The organism is Paenibacillus sp. J22P59 (assembly GCF_059383895.1).
Genome location: NZ_JBXENX010000006.1, coordinates 356,559 through 373,986 on the forward strand (window position 1 = coordinate 356,559; position 17,428 = coordinate 373,986).

The window sequence follows — 17,428 nt, forward strand, 5'->3', positions numbered from 1 at the left end:
ATATGGTTCATTCTACAAATGAAACGGTACCCATGCCGTTGGTTCGTATTAATAACTGGGTAACGCTGGCGCTGCTTGCATTAAGCTGGGTGACGCAGCAATATTGGATTGCCGCTCTTCCGTTGTTGTACTGCGGTCTTGGGGCATTGCTTGGGTGGAATCCGGTTATTGCAATAGCAAAGCGTTTTTTTCATAGGCCACCCTCTTCTTATGTATCTGAGGATAAAGCACAGCTTCGCTTCAATCAGACTTTATGCTCACTTATGCTGTTCATTGCGCTCGGAAGTGCTGTTATCGACTGGACAGCGGGATTTTATGTTTTTACGATCCTTCCTGCTATTGCTAACATTGGTGCGTTGTCAGGGTTTTGCATTGGCTGCTTCATCCGTTATCGTTGGCAGCAATATCGCCATGCCAAGAACTAATTCTGCTCAGTGTTGTACATAAAAAAATCCAAAGCAGCTAAGCGCCAGATTGGCGAATGGCTTGCTTTGGATTTTTTTGTGCTGATTGCTTACAATGACCAGTCTTAACCCCGCGGCATTAGCAATACAATTCCGAGTGCGATAATGATAATAAATATGTAATGCTCGAATTTACCGGCAGGAATTCGCTTGCTTACAAGAACACCGAGTGCGGCAGCTATGAGGATAGCTGGCAAAGAATAACCATAATAAACCAATGCGTCCCATGTCCATAGCCCGCCTAGTGCATGTCCTATAACAACAAGAACGCCTGATATAAGAAAATGGGCCTGCAGCGTGCCGCGAAAACGATCGGGATTCCATCGGCGCAAGGTGCCATATACAACGACAGGCACGCCATTGAAATTATAAGCACTGCCCAGCACTCCTGAGGCAAATCCGAATGGCAATACCCATCCGCGATTGTTAAGCAGTGGACGTTCGATCGCCTGAGAGAGTAGCTTCTTAATTAAAGAGTAGCATCCAAAAGCAATCAGAAAAATACCAAGCCCAAACGTAATCACGATTGCAGGTGTGAAGTGGAGTAATAGAAGCCCGAAGGGAATTCCAATTACGGTAGAAACGGCTAGTCGGATCAAGACAGGGCGTTCAACGTGACGCCATCCACTAAAGACAGTTAGTAATGCAACCGTTAACCCTGCTAATCCAATTAGAGAAACTGAGGTTTGCAGAGAGATCGGAAGGAGTGCAAGCAAAGGCATGCTTACGATAGCTTCGCCAAAACCAAATATAGATTTCATTAAGGCACCAATAAAAACGGCAACGACCACTAATAGGATCAGTGTAATGATAATTCCCCCTCGAATGATGCAGACAGATAGCTGCTGGCATGGCTTTTATTAGAAATCAAACCACTCGAAACTTCCAAGCCATCTGCAAATAATAACATACTGTATTCCACTTAAAAATACGTATTTTAACGCATTTAGAAAGCTGTAATTTCAATTGAAAGCATATATATCAAGGTGGAGTGAAGTGTTAGATGTAACTGGCTTTAAAATCGAATTTAAAGCCCTTTAAGCTGATTTATTCAATTTTGCAGTTTTATCATTTCCCCGAGTCGTTCAAATAGGGATAGCACGGGATCTATTGCATTATTTTCGGAAAAGAAAGAGGAAGAGATTCGCAGCAGCGATATCCTTCCTCTTTCTCTTGTGCTTATTCAAAATAGAAAGAAATAACGTATTCGAGCATGATATATTTCGTGATGCCAGTGTTTGTTAAGAGGGTTAAATAGGTTTGATTCGTTGCTAGCAGCTGCCCCTCCTTTTCCCCTTGTACAGTTGTCACGGTGATGCTGCTGCCAATATTGGCTGCCAGCAGGGAGTGCAGCGGAGTTCCGGGGATGCTGAAGCGATGCGTTGATTCAATAGCCATCGTGATCCTTCCTTCGATTCCAGACTTTTAAGGATTGGCATGCACGTAGATGATATTGGAGTAGAAAATGCGGAGCTCGTATAGCACATCGTTGGAATCGAACGATACGAGGATATAGTCGCTTCCTACACGGTCAAGCCGGCCGGTTACGGCTACTTGGCCGAATCCGTTCGTCATTACGAATACCTCTTGGCCGATGAGCGGTATTAAATCTCCTGAAAGCGTAGTAGCCATATTAGAGAGCCTCCTTTTATTAGGTCATAGTGATATCTTCTATATTCGTTATATAAGTGAACGGAATCGTCATCGTTGTATTGCTATTGGTTAGGAAGGTGGCGAGCGTCTGCTGGACGCCGCTAACGGTTCCAGCGAATCCGGTGGGCTGGCCGGGTGTCATCACAGTGATCAGCGTTCCATTAAGAAGATAGTCTATGAGAATAGTCCGCAATTCGGTGAAATCCGAGCTTGTGCCAGGAGGTCCCTGCGGGCCCTGTATTCCTTGAATACCCTGTGCGCCAGTTGCACCAGCAGCTCCATCTAGTCCAGCGGCTCCTGCAGCCCCCGCCGCACCAGCAGGACCAGCTGGTCCACTTGGTCCGGCTGGACCTATCGACCCTACTGAACCATTTGATCCCGGCACTCCTGCTTCTCCAGGCAGACCTTGCGCACCGGGAGGACCTGCTAGTCCCTGCGGACCTTGAGGACCTTGAGGACCTTGAGGGCCTTGGACTCCTGCTGGACCGATTGAGCCGTTCTCACCTGCGGGTCCCGAAGACCCCTCATGTCCCCTCATGATCGTACAGGCTGAAGTACGGCGATTCTGTTTATGTTTTCTCTTTAAAAGTGATCTTCCAACGAGCCTTCGTTTTATGATTCTCCTTACGATTCGGCATGCTTTGCGTGAGCGTGAGCGTCTTGTAGATTTCTTTTTTCGACGGGAAGGATTACACGCCTCTTGTTGTCTCAGACTGCCCAAATGCAGAACCTCCCTAAATATAGTCTCTCTATATATGTATCCTTTCCCGTTACGGAATGGACTAGGGATTATCCTAATTTTGCGCACAAGTTTGAGAGCATTGCTGAATGGAATATAAAAGAATATAATTAAAGCGGCATTGTTCTTACTTATTCGCACTTTTTAAACATATATGGGAGGCTATACGTAATGAAAAAGCTTAGAGTTCTTCAACAATTGACTGATGCTGGTGTAGTAGCTGTACTTCGCGCAGATTCACCTGAGGAAGTAGCCGAGATGGCGCGTCGCGCGATCAAAGGCGGTATTAAGGCCATTGAAATTACGATGACGGTTCCGTTCGCGCTTCGGGCGATTGAACAGCTGTCCAAGGAATTCTCAAGCTCTGCTTCACCTGATGCGGATAATTTTGCAATTATCGGTGTCGGTACCGTACTTGATCCCGAGACGGCAAGAGCAGCTATACTAAGCGGAGCAGAGTTTGTTGTTGCTCCAGCATTCAATCCAGCTACGATTACGCTGTGCAATCGCTATTCGATTCCGGTTATGCCAGGCACAATGACGATACATGAGATTCAAAGCGCGCTTGAGCTTGGCGTTGATATCGTTAAGCTGTTCCCAGGCAACCTCTTCTCGCCAAGCATTATCCCTTCAATTAAAGGCCCGTTGCCGCAAGCGAACATCATGCCGACAGGCGGAGTATCGCTGGATAATCTGAAGGATTGGATTAAGGCAGGAGCAGTTGCAGTAGGCATTGGCTCGGATCTGACTAAGGATGCTGTCAAAACAGGAGACCTTACTCTTATTGAGAAGAAGGCTGCTGCCTATGTCGAAGCTTATCGCAGCGCGAAGGGCCTGTAAGAGCTGCTTAGGCGGAAAGAAGCTTGTCTATATTGAAATGTGCCTGTGATTATGTATAAAGTAATAGAATATGCAGTGTAAATCAAAGGAGGCAGTTACAGTGGAATATCGCATTGAGAAGGATACAATGGGTGAAATTCAAGTGCCAGCAGACAAGCTTTGGGGCGCTCAGACGCAACGAAGCCTGCAGAACTTTAAAATTAGCGGTGAGCGCATGCCGATTCAAGTGGTATACGCTATGGCGATTATTAAAAAAGCGGCGGCTATTGCCAACCATAAGCTGGGTGTGCTCGATGAGGAAAAGGCTGTTGTTATTGGTGAAGCAGTGGACGAGATCGTAGCAGGCGAATGGGACGAGCACTTCCCGCTTGTTGTATGGCAGACAGGCAGCGGCACCCAAACGAACATGAATGTGAATGAAGTTGTTGCCCATCGCGCGAACCAAATGCTAGAGGCTCGCGGCAGCGCTACTCGTATTCATCCGAATGATGACGTGAACCGTTCCCAGAGCTCTAACGATACATTCCCTGCGGCGCTGCACATTGCAGGCGTTATTGCAGTGGAAGATAAGCTGCTGCCTTCTATTGATGTGCTAGCGGGCACCTTCAAGGAGAAGATGGACAAATTCGATCATATCGTGAAGATCGGCAGAACGCATTTGCAGGATGCTACACCAATCACGCTTGGCCAAGAGATCAGCGGCTGGCATGCTATGCTTGAGAAAACACGTAGCATGCTTGTACAAAGCGTAGATACTATGCGTGAGCTGGCACTTGGAGGAACAGCAGTAGGTACAGGCCTTAACGCACATCCTGACTTCGCAGTTCAGGTAGCGGCGGAGGTAACGGCATTGACGGGCAAAACCTTCATTACTGCACCGAATAAATTCCATTCGCTTACGAGCCATGACCAAATCGTCTATGCACATGGTGCTGTCAAAGCATTGGCGGCTGATTTGATGAAGATTGCTAATGATGTTAGATGGCTTGCAAGTGGACCGCGCTGCGGCATCGGCGAAATTATCATTCCTGAGAACGAGCCGGGCAGCTCCATTATGCCAGGCAAAGTCAATCCTACACAGAGCGAAGCGATTACAATGGCGGTATGCCAAGTTCTTGGCAATGATACTACGATTGCTATTGCGGCAAGCCAAGGCAACTTCGAACTCAACGTATTTAAGCCAGTTATTATCTATAACTTCTTGCAATCTGTTGCCTTGCTGGCAGACGGCATGATTTCTTTCAATGACAACTGTGCGGTTGGCATTGAGCCGAATGAAGCAGCAATCAAACGTAATCTTGATCAATCGTTGATGCTGGTAACTGCATTGAACCCGCATATTGGTTATGAGAATGCGGCAGCTATTGCGAAGAATGCCCATAAAAAAGGATTGACGCTGAAGGAGTCAGCTATAGCTAGCGGCTTGCTTACATCCGAGCAGTTCGATGAATTCGTGAAGCCGGAAGCAATGATTGGCAAACGTTAATCGCATTAAAGGACAAAAAAACCAGCCGTTCAGGTTATCCCTGAACGGCTGGTTTCATTCTTGCCCTATTCTAAATCTTGCACACTTCATCCGAACAAGTCGGGCATTCCGGACATCCGGCAAGCAATCTCAAATCTTCCGGCCGTACAATGACGAGGCGTCCTCTTGAAGCGCCAATCGTTCCTTGCTCCTTCAATACAGCTAATAGACGGTTCGCACTTTCACGTGTTGCTCCAATCATCTCCCCAAGCTCGCTATGAGTCAGCTTTACGTCAATTCTTAGACCGGAGGCGGAGGCAACGCCGAAGCTATTACCAAGGCGAAGAAGGCAGGAGGAAAGGGCACAGAGCTTCGGAGCGCCAAGCAAATCACGCAGCTTCGATTCAGCAATTTGCCGTTTATTCTCCATTGCTCGGGCGAAGAGCAGTGCTGCATCGGTATTCTGCGAGAGCAGAAGCTCGAAATCTGCATGGTAAATGACAGCAACGATCGTATCTTCGACCGCTAATGCACTGGAGCGATGCGGAGTAAGGGAAGTATGGCTGTCAAGAGAGCTGTACGGCTCGCCAAGAAGCTCGCCGGGGCCAGCGATTGTAAGGAGCAGAGATTTGCCGTCTATTGAGGTTTTGCGCAGCTTGATCGTGCCGCTGCACACCCCATATAAGGCGCTGCATGGTGTGCCTTCGCGATAGAGCGGCTGTCCCGCTTTTATTGATTTATAAGTAAAGGATTCCGGTGATAGATGAAGCAATTTCTCCATTAGTCGTGCGCTAGGTCCTGTACCGAGCTTCCATTCTATCCGAGCATGATGCCGATAAGAAAGCGTCATTGCGTATCGCCTCCTGCTATAATAGGTTATATCCATCATAACGTTAATTTCCAGCTGCTGGAATCAGGGAATCCGCTGAAAGATAAGCCGCATAACCCCTGAGTCTGCTCTCGTAATTCAGGGTGTTCCCTTACATACAAATCGCGATAGAGCTTATACAATAGGAATAATAGGATTGCGGTGTATGCTGGAGGGGGAAGAATGCAGATGAAGGCAGATACCAATAGTATGGTCAATGAATGGATGAAGCAGGCTGGCTTCGATTTTTATGGCGTGTGTGAGCTGGAGACAGATGCACGCCGGCTGCGTTGGGCATGGACCTATGGAAGCGTCAGCGGAAGAACGCTGCATATGGTGCAAAAACGAGGAACGGGTCTTGCAGGCGTTGCGATTCGTTCGGGACGACTCGTTCTGTGCATGGAATCTACTGCAGGGCAGAGGGCGCAGCTCGAATGCTCTCGTGATGAGGACCCCGTCATGCTGGCAGAAGGTCTGATGGCGGCGGTAGCTGTTGCGATTATGCGGGAGAATAGAGTATGCGGTGTTCTGCTGGCAGGCTATCGGACCAGACATTCGATAGAGCTGGAGGAAATTGAGTCCATTCGTCAAATATGTGCGGGTTTAGCGGAGATTTGGTCTACGGGCAAAGGAGAGGGAGGCGGAATGAATGACCAAGAAGCTTCTCATTGTAGATGATCATGCGGTTGTAAGATCAGGGCTGTCCATGCTGCTGCATGGCAAACAGGGAATGGAAGTGGTCGGAGAAGCTTCAGAAGGCGATGAAGCGATCAGGCTGGCATTGGAATTGAAGCCGGACGTTGTCCTCATGGACCTTAGCATGCCGCATGGCAAGGATGGGCTGAGCGCAACGACTGAGCTTAAGCGCAAGCTTCCTGATGTATCTGTCCTAATCTTGACGATGCATGACGATGATGAGTATTTGTTCCGGGCGATTCATGCTGGAGCATCTGGATATATATTAAAAAATGCGCCTCATGAGGAGCTGCTGGCGGCAATCGCGTGCGTAGCTTCCGGGGATGCTTATCTATACCCGACTGCTACCAAGCGGTTAATGGGCGAATATTTAGCCAGAATCAAATCAGGGGATAGCGTCGATATTTATGAGTCATTGTCAGAAAGGGAGAAGGAGATCTTCACCTGGATAGCCAAAGGGTACTCGAACAAAGAAATAGCCGAGAGCTTGATCATCAGCGTGAAGACGGTAGAGACACATAAGAGCAACCTAATGGAGAAGCTTGGGCTGCGGTCACGTCCTGAACTAATCAAGTTCGCGGTGAAGAGAGGGCTGCTGCACTTTGAATAATCGCGATGGTCATTACCCAGAGGTTATTGGCCAGAATGTGGCTTCTTTGCTCGTAGATATTGATGAGCAGATGCCGGATTCGGTGTTTCGTTCCCAGTTGAAGGAGTCATTGAAGCAGCTGGTTGATTTGAAAAATGCGTTAGATGAATCATCTATCGTAGCTGTTACTAATGCGAAGGGCATTATTCAATATGTAAATGATCGGTTCTGCGAAATATCCAAATATCACCGCAACGAATTAATCGGCAAGGACCATCGTATTATTAATTCCGGATACCATAGTAAAGCATTCATTCGAGAGATGTGGCAGACCATTACCTCAGGTCGTGTCTGGCGCGGGGAGATCCGCAATAAAGCAAAGGATGGGCAATTCTATTGGGTTAATACAACGATTGTACCTTTTATAGATGATGATGGATATCCTTATCAATACATGGCTATACGCAACGAGGTAACGAAGCTGAAGCAGACGGAAGAAGAGCTGCAGCAGATGATGAGCAAGGTGATGCTTATACAGGAGGAAGAGCGGCGGCGATTCTCCCGTGAGCTGCATGATGGAATTGGCCAGAGCTTGTTCTCGCTGCAAATTCAGCTCGATCGCATCATCTCGGAGCATGGTTTGGAGCAGCTGCAGGCTGTACGTAATGATGTCTCTAATATTATGGATGATATTCGGAATGTAGCTTGGGAGCTTCGTCCCTCTGTACTGGATGACCTTGGAGTTGTTCCGGCGATTCGAACCTATGTGGACAATTATGCCCAGCATTATGGCATGCAGGTAGAGCTGTCTTGTAAGCTAAGAGGCAGGCTGGATGTCCAACGGGAGACCGTTCTCTACCGGGTAATTCAAGAAGCGCTGACGAATATCGCCAAGTATGCGGCGGTCTCCGAAGCAACCGTTCGAATTGAGGAGACGGCTGAACAGGTTAGCGCTTATATTGCGGATAAGGGCTCAGGCTTCGTTCGAGACCGTACCGGCAAGGGTGTGGGTTTGTTCAGTATGGAAGAGCGTGCACGAAGTGTAGGTGCTTCTCTGACCGTTATTTCAGCTATTGGTGAGGGAACGACTGTTGAACTGGTAGTGCCCAAAAGATAGGGGGAGATAGAGTATCACAATGGATTTTTCAGTCCATCCTGTGCTACTCTATTTTTGTGCGCGTTATTGTAAGGAAACGTCAAGAATTAAGGGATCAGGGTTACGAATATGAGACGAGCAATCGGCAGACGGACGACGCGGGATGCTGGGCGCGAGCGGTAAGGAGCGATGAAGTTGAAGATTAAGCTGGATATTACGCGAGAAGATTTCTGGTATTTGAATAAACATGCGGTATTTCGCAATAAAAAGTATACAGCAATGGTATATGCCTATATGCTGGCGGTGCCTTTGATTTTGGTTGCTGTATTTTATGGACTTATGAAATTTTCACTTACGTACAGCCTGGTTGCGGGTATTTTATTGGGCGCATTATCGAATGTCTATTTTTATTATCGAACCAAGAGCCGTCTGATGAAGCTGCCGGACAATAAGCCAGGCTTGCTCGGAGAGCAATTCATTTCACTGGAGGAAGAAGGCATCCGAGGAACGTCAGCAGTGAATGAGACCTTTACTAATTGGAGCGGCATCCATACCATTGAGCAGGACAAGCGGAACATCTATATCTTTATCAATTCTCTTTCGGCTATTATAGTGCCGAAGAGGGCATTCTCGGGGGAGTCTGAGCAAGAGAAGTTCTACAATGAGCTGCTGAAGCGGACTGGGCAATCAGCTTAACCCCATGCAGATATGTGATGAGCTGCCCATGAATATGGTATGATACGGTTGCGGATGCAAGCTAAGCTTGGCCCGCATACATTTGAAGTAAAGTAGGTTGGCATATGCATTTATTATCTGTTGAACATATAACGAAGAGCTACGGCGAGAAAATGTTGTTCGAGGACGTTACGTTTGGGATTGAGGCTGGCGACAAAATCGGTATTATCGGAGTGAATGGCACCGGTAAATCGACCCTTCTTAAAGTAATTGCCGGTTTAGAGCCAGCAGATGCCGGCGGAATTGCGATTGGCAATCGGGTAACGATTAAGATGCTCGCACAGGACCCGGTCTTCGCAGCCGGCGAGACTGCGCTGGAGCATGTGCTAGGCGGGGATTCACCGCAGCTTCGCGCAGTCAGGGATTATGCAGCAGCGCTTGAAGAGCTTGAGCTGAATCCTAATGATACGGGCTTGCAGGAGAAGCTGATTGAGGCGAATCAGCGAATGGATGAGCATGATGCTTGGCAGCTGGAGAGCGAAGCGAAGATTGCCTTGACCAAGCTTGGCATTCTGAATTATGACGATAAGGTAGCGACTTTCTCAGGGGGACAGAGGAAGCGGGTAGCGATGGCTGCCGCCTTGCTGCAGCCATCTGATCTATTGATTCTGGATGAGCCGACGAACCATATCGACAATGATTCGGTTGCTTGGCTGGAGGGCATGCTTCAGAAACGCAAAGGCGCCCTGCTGATGATCACGCATGATAGATACTTTCTGGATCGCGTCAGTAACAGGGTCATTGAGCTGGATAGAGGACGTGCCTTCTTCTATGAGGCGAACTACAGCCGGTTTCTGGAGCTGAAGCTGGAGCGTGAGGAGCGTGAGGCTTCCTCAGAGAATAAACGTCAGAATCTGCTGCGCAATGAGCTGGCCTGGATTCGTCGGGGAGCCAAAGCTCGTACGACCAAGCAGAAGGCGCGTATTGATCGATTCGAGGCCTTGAAGGAGCAAGCTCCCAAGCAGTCAGGCGGGAAGATGGATGTATCCGTTGCCTCGACCAGACTTGGGAAGAAGATTCTTGAAATAGAAGAAGTAACGAAACGATTCGCAGATCGTACACTTATTCAGGATTTCAGCTATATTGCGGTTCCTGAGGACCGTGTCGGCATCGTCGGACGCAATGGCAGCGGCAAATCGACATTGCTCAAGCTGATTGAAGGAAGGCTGCAGCCAGAGGAAGGCTCTGTCGTGTTAGGACCAACGGTTAAGCTGGGGTGGTTCTCCCAAGAGCATGAAGAGATGGACGAATCGTTGCGTGTAATCGAATATATCCGCGAAGGGGCAGATCAGGTTCGAACCGCCGACGGTACGACGATATCGGCAGGTCAGATGCTGGAGCGCTTTTTGTTTCTTCCAGCGATGCAGTGGTCTCTGATCGGGAAACTCTCCGGGGGCGAGAAACGCCGTCTGCAGCTGCTGAGAATGCTGATGAATGCACCCAACGTACTGCTGCTTGATGAGCCTACGAATGATCTAGATATTGCAACGCTAACGGTCTTGGAGGATTATTTGGATGATTTTCCGGGAGTCGTATTCGTTGTATCCCATGATCGCTATTTCCTAGATCGTACGGTTGATAAAATATTGGCGTTCGAAGGAAATGGCGTCATCACCCATCACACAGGCAACTATTCCGATTATCAGGAATATGTGAGCAAGCATGGCAGTGCGGGTGAGCGTGCGGCTGCTTCACCAAGCAGCAAGGCGATTGCGCCAACTGTACCTCATCAGGCGCAGTCGCCTGAGCCAGTGGCTGCGCCGCAGAAAGCAGCTGGAGAACGGGCGCTTCGCATGTCCTATAAGGAGCAAAAGGACTATGAGCAGATCGACGGCTGGATTGCCGAGGCCGAAGAAAAGTTGGCAGCCATTGCTGCGCGTATGGGAGAATCGGGAAGCGATTCGGTGCTGCTCCAGCAGCTGCTTGAAGAGCAGCAGCAGCTAGAAGCGAAGCTTGATCAATTAATGGAGCGCTGGACGGAATTGAATGAGCTGGCGGAGCAGATTGCTGCCCAGAAGAAAAACTAGTCAATCGGATTCATCAGGAAGGGGAAGTGAAGGGTGGCAGCAGAAGTAAGGAATGTATATTGCATCGGACGGAACTATCGCCTGCATGCTCTGGAGCTAGGCAATGAAGTGCCGGAGGAGCCGCTTGTTTTCACGAAGCCTTCTCATGCTGTAGTGCTGATGAATGGGAATATCGTGGAGCTCCCGGGTGATCGGGGAGAGGTTCACTTCGAGCTTGAGCTTGTGCTGCGAATTGGCCGTCGTCTAGAAGTCGGAATGGAGCCGGATGAGATTATTGATGGCTTGGCATTGGGGCTGGACCTGACACTGCGCGATGTGCAAAGCAAGCTGAAGGCTAAGGGGCAGCCTTGGCTGGATGCCAAAGGCTTCAAGAATGCCGCTCCGCTTAGCGATTGGATGCCTTACCCTGGCGAAGAAGAGCTGAAGAGTCATGAATTCGCGCTAATTCGCAATGGGGTACAGGCACAGCTGGGCCAATCAAGCGATATGCTGTTTGGCATAGCCGAATTAGTTCGTCATATTGATTCACGCTATGGGCTCGGTCCAGGCGATATTATATTCACTGGCACTCCCGCGGGAGTAGCCGCACTGCAAGATGGAGATGTGCTTGAAGGGCTTTGGCAAGGAGAAAAATCAGCTAGCTGTACAATACGGTTGGTATAAGAAGGGAGCAGACGGCGTAAGCTGTTCTGCTTTTTTTTTATTAAGCAGGAGGGCTGCGTACGAAAAAAGGGGCTGGTTCAAAAGTCATGAAGATGCTTCTATGGCTCTTAAACCTCGAGAACCTCTCGAAGCTCTATCTTTTACGCTACTGATGGCACATATGAGGAGTTTACCTTATTTTATGAAGCGTTTGTCGTAAAAATAGGCTTAATGCGAGGGTAAATGGGGGATAATGCCAGCTATATTCAGTAGTCGGAAACTGACCTTCTCCACTAATGAACATAGCTTCACTGTTGCTCCTTTTTACCGGTCTCAGCAGTGAGATAGAGCAAATGTATTCATTAAATTATACATGACATTCGATCTCTAACGGGGGCTCACCCACCATTTGCGCAAGAAGACAGCAATAGGCCGAAAAGCAGAAATGGCGGTGCAGGGATAACCTCCCTAGCATCGCCATTTCTTTAATCCTTACCAAATTTCCATTAAGCCAACTGTCTCATCAAGTGGGCAGACCTACTTGATACAGCCCATTCTCTTAAGCATTAAAGGCGTTGAGCATCCATACATGCTTCTCAAGCTTAGTATGAATGGCTAGCAGCATATCAGCTGTAGTCTCATCACCCTCTGAATTGGCAATTTCCATGCCTTCCTTCAATTCATTGATAATTGTAGTGAAGTCAGCAATCAGTGATTCAACCATTTGAGTAGCCGTCTCTTTACCCTTGGCTTCTTTGACGTTGGAAGTTTTCAAATATTCCGCCATCGTTGCCACTGGCTTGCCTTCTAGTGCGAGCAGGCGTTCTGCAAGCTCATCGACATGAATAGCAGCCTCTTCGTAGAATTCCTGGAATTTCACATGCAGGGTGAAAAATTGTGGGCCTTTCACATACCAATGGTAGTTGTGCAGCTTAATGTAAAGTACGCTCCAGTTGGAAATTTGCTGATTTAATACCTCGTTAGTTTTACTCATATGTCACTCATCCTTTCGTTCTAGCATTATTGTGTACGCAGTATGGATAATACATACTTCCATTCCACTAAGTTATTTAGACTAATTCCTTATTTATAATTATTACAAATAAATAATGAATTGTCAATGCCTTAATGGTTCTGCGTAGTTTTTAATAGTCTCTATTTAATAAACGCTCGAGGACAATTTGAAACGTGATGGTGCTTATTGCCAGCGGGAATACAAAATAAGGGTACAGCCTCTTGCAGCGAGGCTGTACCCTTATTCGTAGTTAAAGGCTCTATAGATTAATCAGGTTAGACTTGAACTGTATCATGCGCATGAGCTTCGATGAAACGCTCGCAGTCAAGTGCAGCCATACAGCCGCTGCCTGCAGCTGTAATAGCTTGGCGATATTGACGGTCTTGAACATCCCCGCAGGCGAACACACCGGGTATATTCGTCTCCGCTGTACCAGGCTTCACTATAATGTAGCCTTGCTCATCCGTATCAATCTGGCCCCCTAAGAAACCTGTATTAGGGGTGTGGCCGATTGTGATGAATACGCCGTCTGTCTGAACGAGCTCTTCTTCTCCGGTCGCATTATTGCGAACCTTTAGCCCCTGCAAGCCTTGCTCAGTTGCTACGACCTCAAGCGGGGTGCGATTCAGCGACCAGCTAATTTTATCATTGGCACGAGCGCGGTCCTGCATAATTTTGGAGGCGCGCAGCTCCTCGCGGCGATTGACAATCTCAACCTCAGAAGCGAAGCGAGTGAGGAATACTGCCTCTTCCATTGCGGAGTCGCCGCCCCCGACAATAACAAGCTTTTTGCCGCGGAAGAAGAAGCCGTCACAGGTTGCGCAAGTGCTTACACCGCGTCCAATGTTTTCTTGCTCGCCCGGAATACCTAGATATTTGGCTGAAGCTCCTGTGGAGATAATGATGGTTTCTGCTTGAAGCTCACCGTGGCCTTCTACGTCAAGCGTGTAGGGACGTTTGCTGAAGTCTACGCTTTTTACAGAGCCTGTGCGGAATTGTGCGCCAAAGCGCTGTGCTTGCTTACGCATATTGGACATCAGCTCGCTGCCAAGAATGCCGTCAGGGAAGCCTGGAAAATTCTCGATTTCAGTTGTGGTGGTCAATTGACCGCCAGGCTGCCAGCCTTCAATAACAAGGGGCTCCATATTGGCGCGTGCCAAGTAGATAGCTGCAGTTAGCCCAGCAGGGCCGGTACCGATAATGATCGTTTTGTACATGAAGGTTTCCTCCGTTCTATGTGGTCAAGCATGGGTAAGCATGAATTCTTATTTAAAATTATTATAATCTAGAAACTTTGTCAACAAAGTTCATCTTAATTTCATGTAGATGTATTAAGGTAGCTGTAGGGAGCAAATAGGGGGAATTATAAGGATGGCAAAAATATTAGTGGTGGACGATGATCCGAATATTCGTGAGCTAGTCAGCCTGTTCATGCGGAGAGAAGGCTTTGAGGTTATCGAAGCGATAGACGGGGAAAATGCCCTTATTCATATGGAGAGTGTGAAGCCTGATCTGGCTGTTATTGATGTTATGATGCCAAGAATGGATGGATGGGCACTTTGTGCCGCTATTCGTTCTTCCTTTGAAATGCCACTGCTGATGTTAACTGCCAAGGGAGAAACGCTGGATAAGGTAAAGGGCTTCGAATTAGGAGCTGACGATTATGTCGTGAAGCCCTTTGATCCACGTGAGCTAGTTGTGAGAGTCAAGGCACTGCTCAGGCGATACTGGATTGCGGCTTCGCGAACGATAGAGATAGGATGCTTGGTTATGAATCAGAGCGAGCATGGGCTTATCGCTAACGGGGTGCAAGTCATGCTGCCGCCCAAGGAATTTGAGCTGTTGTTCAAGCTCGCAAGCTATCCAGGCAAGACGTTCACCAGAGAGCAACTAATTGAGCAGCTATGGGGCATGGATTATGAAGGAGACGAAAGAACCGTGGACGTACATATTAAGCGTTTAAGGGAGAGGTTCGAAGAGGAAACGGCAGGATTCCGAATCGTTACTGTGCGCGGGCTTGGCTATCGTCTGGAGGAGTGCCATTGATGCGCAGCTTATATGTGAGGATCGCTCTTACCTTTATCATTATTGTTCTTATTAGTATGCTTGCGGCTTTTTTCGCCGCTAATCAATTATTCAAGAAAGAAATGAAGGGCCGCTTTGGAGAGCAGCAGCTCCATGCGATTAATCGGATTGAACAGTTATATACGGCATCCTCCCCTCGATCTTTGCCAAACTTTCTTGAGCAGGTATCTACCCTTCAACGGATAACGATCGTAGCGGTTGCCAGGAATAATGCCGTTATTGCTTATGGCGACAGCAGTCAGCTGCTCATAGACAATTTGACGTATGCAACGATTGCCAATGTGTTCAGAGGCACTACAGAGAAGGTTCAATTGGAGCATGAGGAACAAGCTAAACCATCAGCCCCCCAGGCGATAGGCCGAAAAGTTCAATTCGGACAAATGGAATGGGCGGTGTTCATTATTGCGAATAAACTCCCGGAAGTACGCAGCTTCCAGCGCAATACGTCCACTCTACTGGTCACGGTGCTTATTGTGGGTTGCTTGCTCATACTTATTGCAGCTAGGTATTTAGTTAAGCCTTTGAAATTAATGACTGCCGCTACTACAAGGATCGCTGGAGGCGATTTCACTGTGAAGCTTCCCATGCAGCGGAAGGATGAGCTCGGAGAATTGGCGGACAGCATCAACTCAATGGCAAAAGGGCTGTCTCGTACGGAAACGATGCGGCAAGAGTTCGTATCCAATGTCTCCCATGAGATACAATCCCCCTTAACCTCTATCGGCGGTTTTGCCGAGGCTCTGCGCAGCGAAGGTCTTACTCAGGCAGAGAGGGACCGTTATGTAGATATAATTAAGCAAGAAAGCAGTCGCTTGTCGAGGCTTAGTGAAAATCTATTGAAGCTGGCGGCACTAGATTCCGAACAGCATCCTTACACCCCTCGGGCTTACAGGCTGGACCAACAGCTTAGGGATGCGGTATTATCCTGCGAGCCGCATTGGCTTGCGAAGCACTTGACTGTTGAGCTGTTAATGGAAGAGATCACCCTAACGGCTGATGAGGATCAGCTAAGTCAGGTATGGATTAATTTATTAGCCAATAGCATCAAGTTTACGCCTGAGGGCGGCAGGATTTATTTTCACCTGAAGGAAGAAGGCGGGTATGCAATTATACGGATAGAAGATACGGGGATTGGCATTCCTCAAGAGGAGAGAACCCGTATATTCGAACGCTTCTATAAAGTGGATGCTTCGCGCGAGCGCGCACAGGGAGGCAGCGGTCTGGGTCTATCAATCGTCCACAAAATAATCGCGATGCATGGCGGTACAATTGAAGTGGTAGAGGGTAATGAGGAACAAGGACAGGGGGCAGCATTTCTTATTCGATTGCCAATGACCCAGGAGTAGGAATAAGGATTTAGCAGCAGATAACAACAAGCGTGCTGACTTAGTTAGGGATGGATAAATCTTGCTGAAAGGGTTATGATGAACCAAGCACTAAGGTGGATATTTAACAGGGAGCGATGGGAATGAGACAACAGGTACGGAAAGCGATTATTCCAGCAGGGGGACTGGGCACGCGGTTTCTGCCAGCGACCAAAGCACAGCCAAAGGAAATGCTGCCGATTATCGATAAGCCGGCCATTCAATATATAGTAGAAGAAGCTGTTCAGTCTGGCATAGATAGCATTGTAATTGTAAGTGGACGCCATAAGCGGGCAATCGAGGACCATTTTGACAAATCAGTTGAACTTGAGATGGAATTGGAAGAGCGCGGCAATGAACAAATGCTGGCTGTTGTTCAAGAAATCTCTCGTCTTGCCGATATTTATTATGTACGCCAGAAGGAACCGCTTGGGCTAGGCCACGCAGTATTGTGCGCTAGAAGGTTCATCGGGGATGAGCCGTTCGCCGTACTGCTGGGAGATGACATACTGAAGTCTGACCCGCCTTGCTTGAAGCAAATGATTGATGCATATAACCGCCATCAGTCATCTGTCGTTGCGGTGATGGAGGTTCCTTGGGATCAGACACATAAATATGGAATCGTAGATATGGCAACAGATGGGGCGCCGGATCGTGTCCGTGACTTGGTCGAGAAGCCGTTGCCTGGACAAGCTCCATCCAATCTAGCAGTTGTGGGAAGATATTTGCTCGATCCTGCTATATTTGATCTTCTTGAACGGGCACAGCCAGGTAAGGCAGGAGAAATTCAATTGACGGATAGCTTGCAACGGTTGAATCAATTCTCCCCATTAATGGCTCATCGCTTCACAGGAAAGAGATATGACGTTGGAGATAAATTCGGGTTTGTTCAAGCAACGATTGACTTTGCACTGGAGCGCGAGGATTTATCAGCAGATGTGCGAAGCTATCTCTTGGATCGGCTTTCCTTGAAGTAAGCTTTAGAAAAGCAATTCTATAGTAAGGCACAGCAAGCTGCTGTGTCTTTTTGATTATTTAGCGATTCTACGGTATTTCAAAAAAATTTATATTCCCAGCATTTAAAAATGGAGAACATTTACTTTTTCATATAGAATAGAGAGAAGTATGTAGACAGAACTTTCGGAGGATG

The 17,428-nt window shown here is 47.9% G+C and carries 19 protein-coding genes; 12 read left to right on the forward strand and 7 right to left on the reverse strand.

Annotated elements, in window-relative coordinates:
* The first annotated feature begins 2 nt into the window (after positions 1-2).
* Positions 3-425: a DUF4395 domain-containing protein gene (locus AC50YO_RS13160; RefSeq protein WP_494847474.1), complete on the forward strand. Its 423-nt coding sequence runs from the start codon at positions 3-5 to the stop codon at positions 423-425.
* Positions 426-529: 104 nt separating this feature from the next.
* Here the strand turns inward: AC50YO_RS13160 and AC50YO_RS13165 are convergent, their stop codons facing one another.
* From AC50YO_RS13165 to AC50YO_RS13180, 4 genes are all read right to left on the reverse strand, one after another.
* Positions 530-1,255, reverse strand: coding sequence for a sulfite exporter TauE/SafE family protein (locus AC50YO_RS13165; RefSeq protein WP_494847476.1), 726 nt, complete (start codon positions 1,253-1,255; stop codon positions 530-532).
* A gap of 388 nt (positions 1,256-1,643) precedes the next feature.
* A complete protein-coding gene (locus AC50YO_RS13170) occupies positions 1,644-1,862 on the reverse strand; it encodes a hypothetical protein (RefSeq protein ID WP_494847478.1) in 219 nt (72 codons plus the stop codon).
* 27 nt (positions 1,863-1,889) lie between these two features.
* A complete protein-coding gene (locus AC50YO_RS13175) occupies positions 1,890-2,096 on the reverse strand; it encodes a hypothetical protein (RefSeq protein WP_494847480.1) in 207 nt (68 codons plus the stop codon).
* A 19-nt stretch (positions 2,097-2,115) separates the two neighbouring features.
* Complete coding sequence (locus tag AC50YO_RS13180; RefSeq protein WP_494847481.1) at positions 2,116-2,655, reverse strand: hypothetical protein; 540 nt, start codon at positions 2,653-2,655, stop codon at positions 2,116-2,118.
* Positions 2,656-3,027: 372 nt separating this feature from the next.
* Here AC50YO_RS13180 and AC50YO_RS13185 point away from each other — a divergent pair, with 372 nt between their 5' ends.
* Complete coding sequence (locus AC50YO_RS13185) at positions 3,028-3,696, forward strand: bifunctional 2-keto-4-hydroxyglutarate aldolase/2-keto-3-deoxy-6-phosphogluconate aldolase (protein WP_494847483.1); 669 nt, start codon at positions 3,028-3,030, stop codon at positions 3,694-3,696.
* A gap of 100 nt (positions 3,697-3,796) precedes the next feature.
* Positions 3,797-5,182, forward strand: coding sequence for a class II fumarate hydratase (fumC, locus tag AC50YO_RS13190; RefSeq protein ID WP_494847485.1), 1,386 nt, complete (start codon positions 3,797-3,799; stop codon positions 5,180-5,182).
* Positions 5,183-5,252: 70 nt separating this feature from the next.
* Here the strand turns inward: fumC and AC50YO_RS13195 are convergent, their stop codons facing one another.
* Entirely contained in the window at positions 5,253-6,011 is a 759-nt protein-coding gene (locus AC50YO_RS13195) for a Crp/Fnr family transcriptional regulator (RefSeq protein WP_494847487.1), read from the reverse strand.
* Between the two features lie 207 nt (positions 6,012-6,218).
* Between AC50YO_RS13195 and AC50YO_RS13200 the strand changes: the two genes are divergently transcribed.
* From AC50YO_RS13200 to AC50YO_RS13225, 6 genes are all read left to right on the forward strand, one after another.
* Positions 6,219-6,707: a hypothetical protein gene (locus AC50YO_RS13200; protein ID WP_494847489.1), complete on the forward strand. Its 489-nt coding sequence runs from the start codon at positions 6,219-6,221 to the stop codon at positions 6,705-6,707.
* On the forward strand, positions 6,679-7,335 hold the full coding sequence (locus AC50YO_RS13205; protein WP_494847491.1) for a response regulator transcription factor: 657 nt from the start codon (positions 6,679-6,681) through the stop codon (positions 7,333-7,335). The genes AC50YO_RS13200 and AC50YO_RS13205 overlap by 29 nt, the downstream gene beginning before the upstream one ends.
* A complete protein-coding gene (locus AC50YO_RS13210; protein ID WP_494847493.1) occupies positions 7,328-8,431 on the forward strand; it encodes a PAS domain-containing sensor histidine kinase in 1,104 nt (367 codons plus the stop codon). Before AC50YO_RS13205 ends, AC50YO_RS13210 begins: the two co-directional genes overlap by 8 nt.
* Before the next feature lie 168 nt (positions 8,432-8,599).
* Positions 8,600-9,106 carry a YcxB family protein gene (locus tag AC50YO_RS13215; RefSeq protein WP_494847495.1) on the forward strand — a complete coding sequence of 169 codons (507 nt, stop codon included), beginning with the start codon at positions 8,600-8,602 and terminating at the stop codon, positions 9,104-9,106.
* A 104-nt stretch (positions 9,107-9,210) separates the two neighbouring features.
* The gene (locus tag AC50YO_RS13220; RefSeq protein ID WP_494847497.1) at positions 9,211-11,172 is read left to right on the forward strand and encodes an ABC-F family ATP-binding cassette domain-containing protein; all 1,962 of its coding nucleotides are present in this window, start codon (positions 9,211-9,213) and stop codon (positions 11,170-11,172) included.
* A 33-nt stretch (positions 11,173-11,205) separates the two neighbouring features.
* Positions 11,206-11,835, forward strand: coding sequence for a fumarylacetoacetate hydrolase family protein (locus AC50YO_RS13225; protein WP_494847501.1), 630 nt, complete (start codon positions 11,206-11,208; stop codon positions 11,833-11,835).
* Positions 11,836-12,373: 538 nt separating this feature from the next.
* On the opposite strand, the gene AC50YO_RS13230 is transcribed toward AC50YO_RS13225, so the two are convergent.
* Together AC50YO_RS13230 and trxB are read right to left on the reverse strand one after the other, a co-directional pair.
* Complete coding sequence (locus tag AC50YO_RS13230) at positions 12,374-12,808, reverse strand: Dps family protein (RefSeq protein ID WP_494847504.1); 435 nt, start codon at positions 12,806-12,808, stop codon at positions 12,374-12,376.
* Positions 12,809-13,104: 296 nt separating this feature from the next.
* Positions 13,105-14,046 carry a thioredoxin-disulfide reductase gene (trxB, locus tag AC50YO_RS13235; protein WP_494847506.1) on the reverse strand — a complete coding sequence of 314 codons (942 nt, stop codon included), beginning with the start codon at positions 14,044-14,046 and terminating at the stop codon, positions 13,105-13,107.
* A 154-nt stretch (positions 14,047-14,200) separates the two neighbouring features.
* Here trxB and AC50YO_RS13240 point away from each other — a divergent pair, with 154 nt between their 5' ends.
* The 3 genes from AC50YO_RS13240 to galU all read left to right on the forward strand — a co-directional run bounded on the left by AC50YO_RS13240 (position 14,201) and on the right by galU (position 17,255).
* Positions 14,201-14,875, forward strand: coding sequence for a response regulator (locus AC50YO_RS13240; protein ID WP_494847508.1), 675 nt, complete (start codon positions 14,201-14,203; stop codon positions 14,873-14,875).
* On the forward strand, positions 14,875-16,260 hold the full coding sequence (locus tag AC50YO_RS13245; protein WP_494847576.1) for a sensor histidine kinase: 1,386 nt from the start codon (positions 14,875-14,877) through the stop codon (positions 16,258-16,260). Before AC50YO_RS13240 ends, AC50YO_RS13245 begins: the two co-directional genes overlap by 1 nt.
* Positions 16,261-16,376: 116 nt before the next feature.
* Entirely contained in the window at positions 16,377-17,255 is an 879-nt protein-coding gene (gene galU, locus AC50YO_RS13250; protein ID WP_494847510.1) for a UTP--glucose-1-phosphate uridylyltransferase GalU, read from the forward strand.
* Positions 17,256-17,428: the final 173 nt, after the last annotated feature.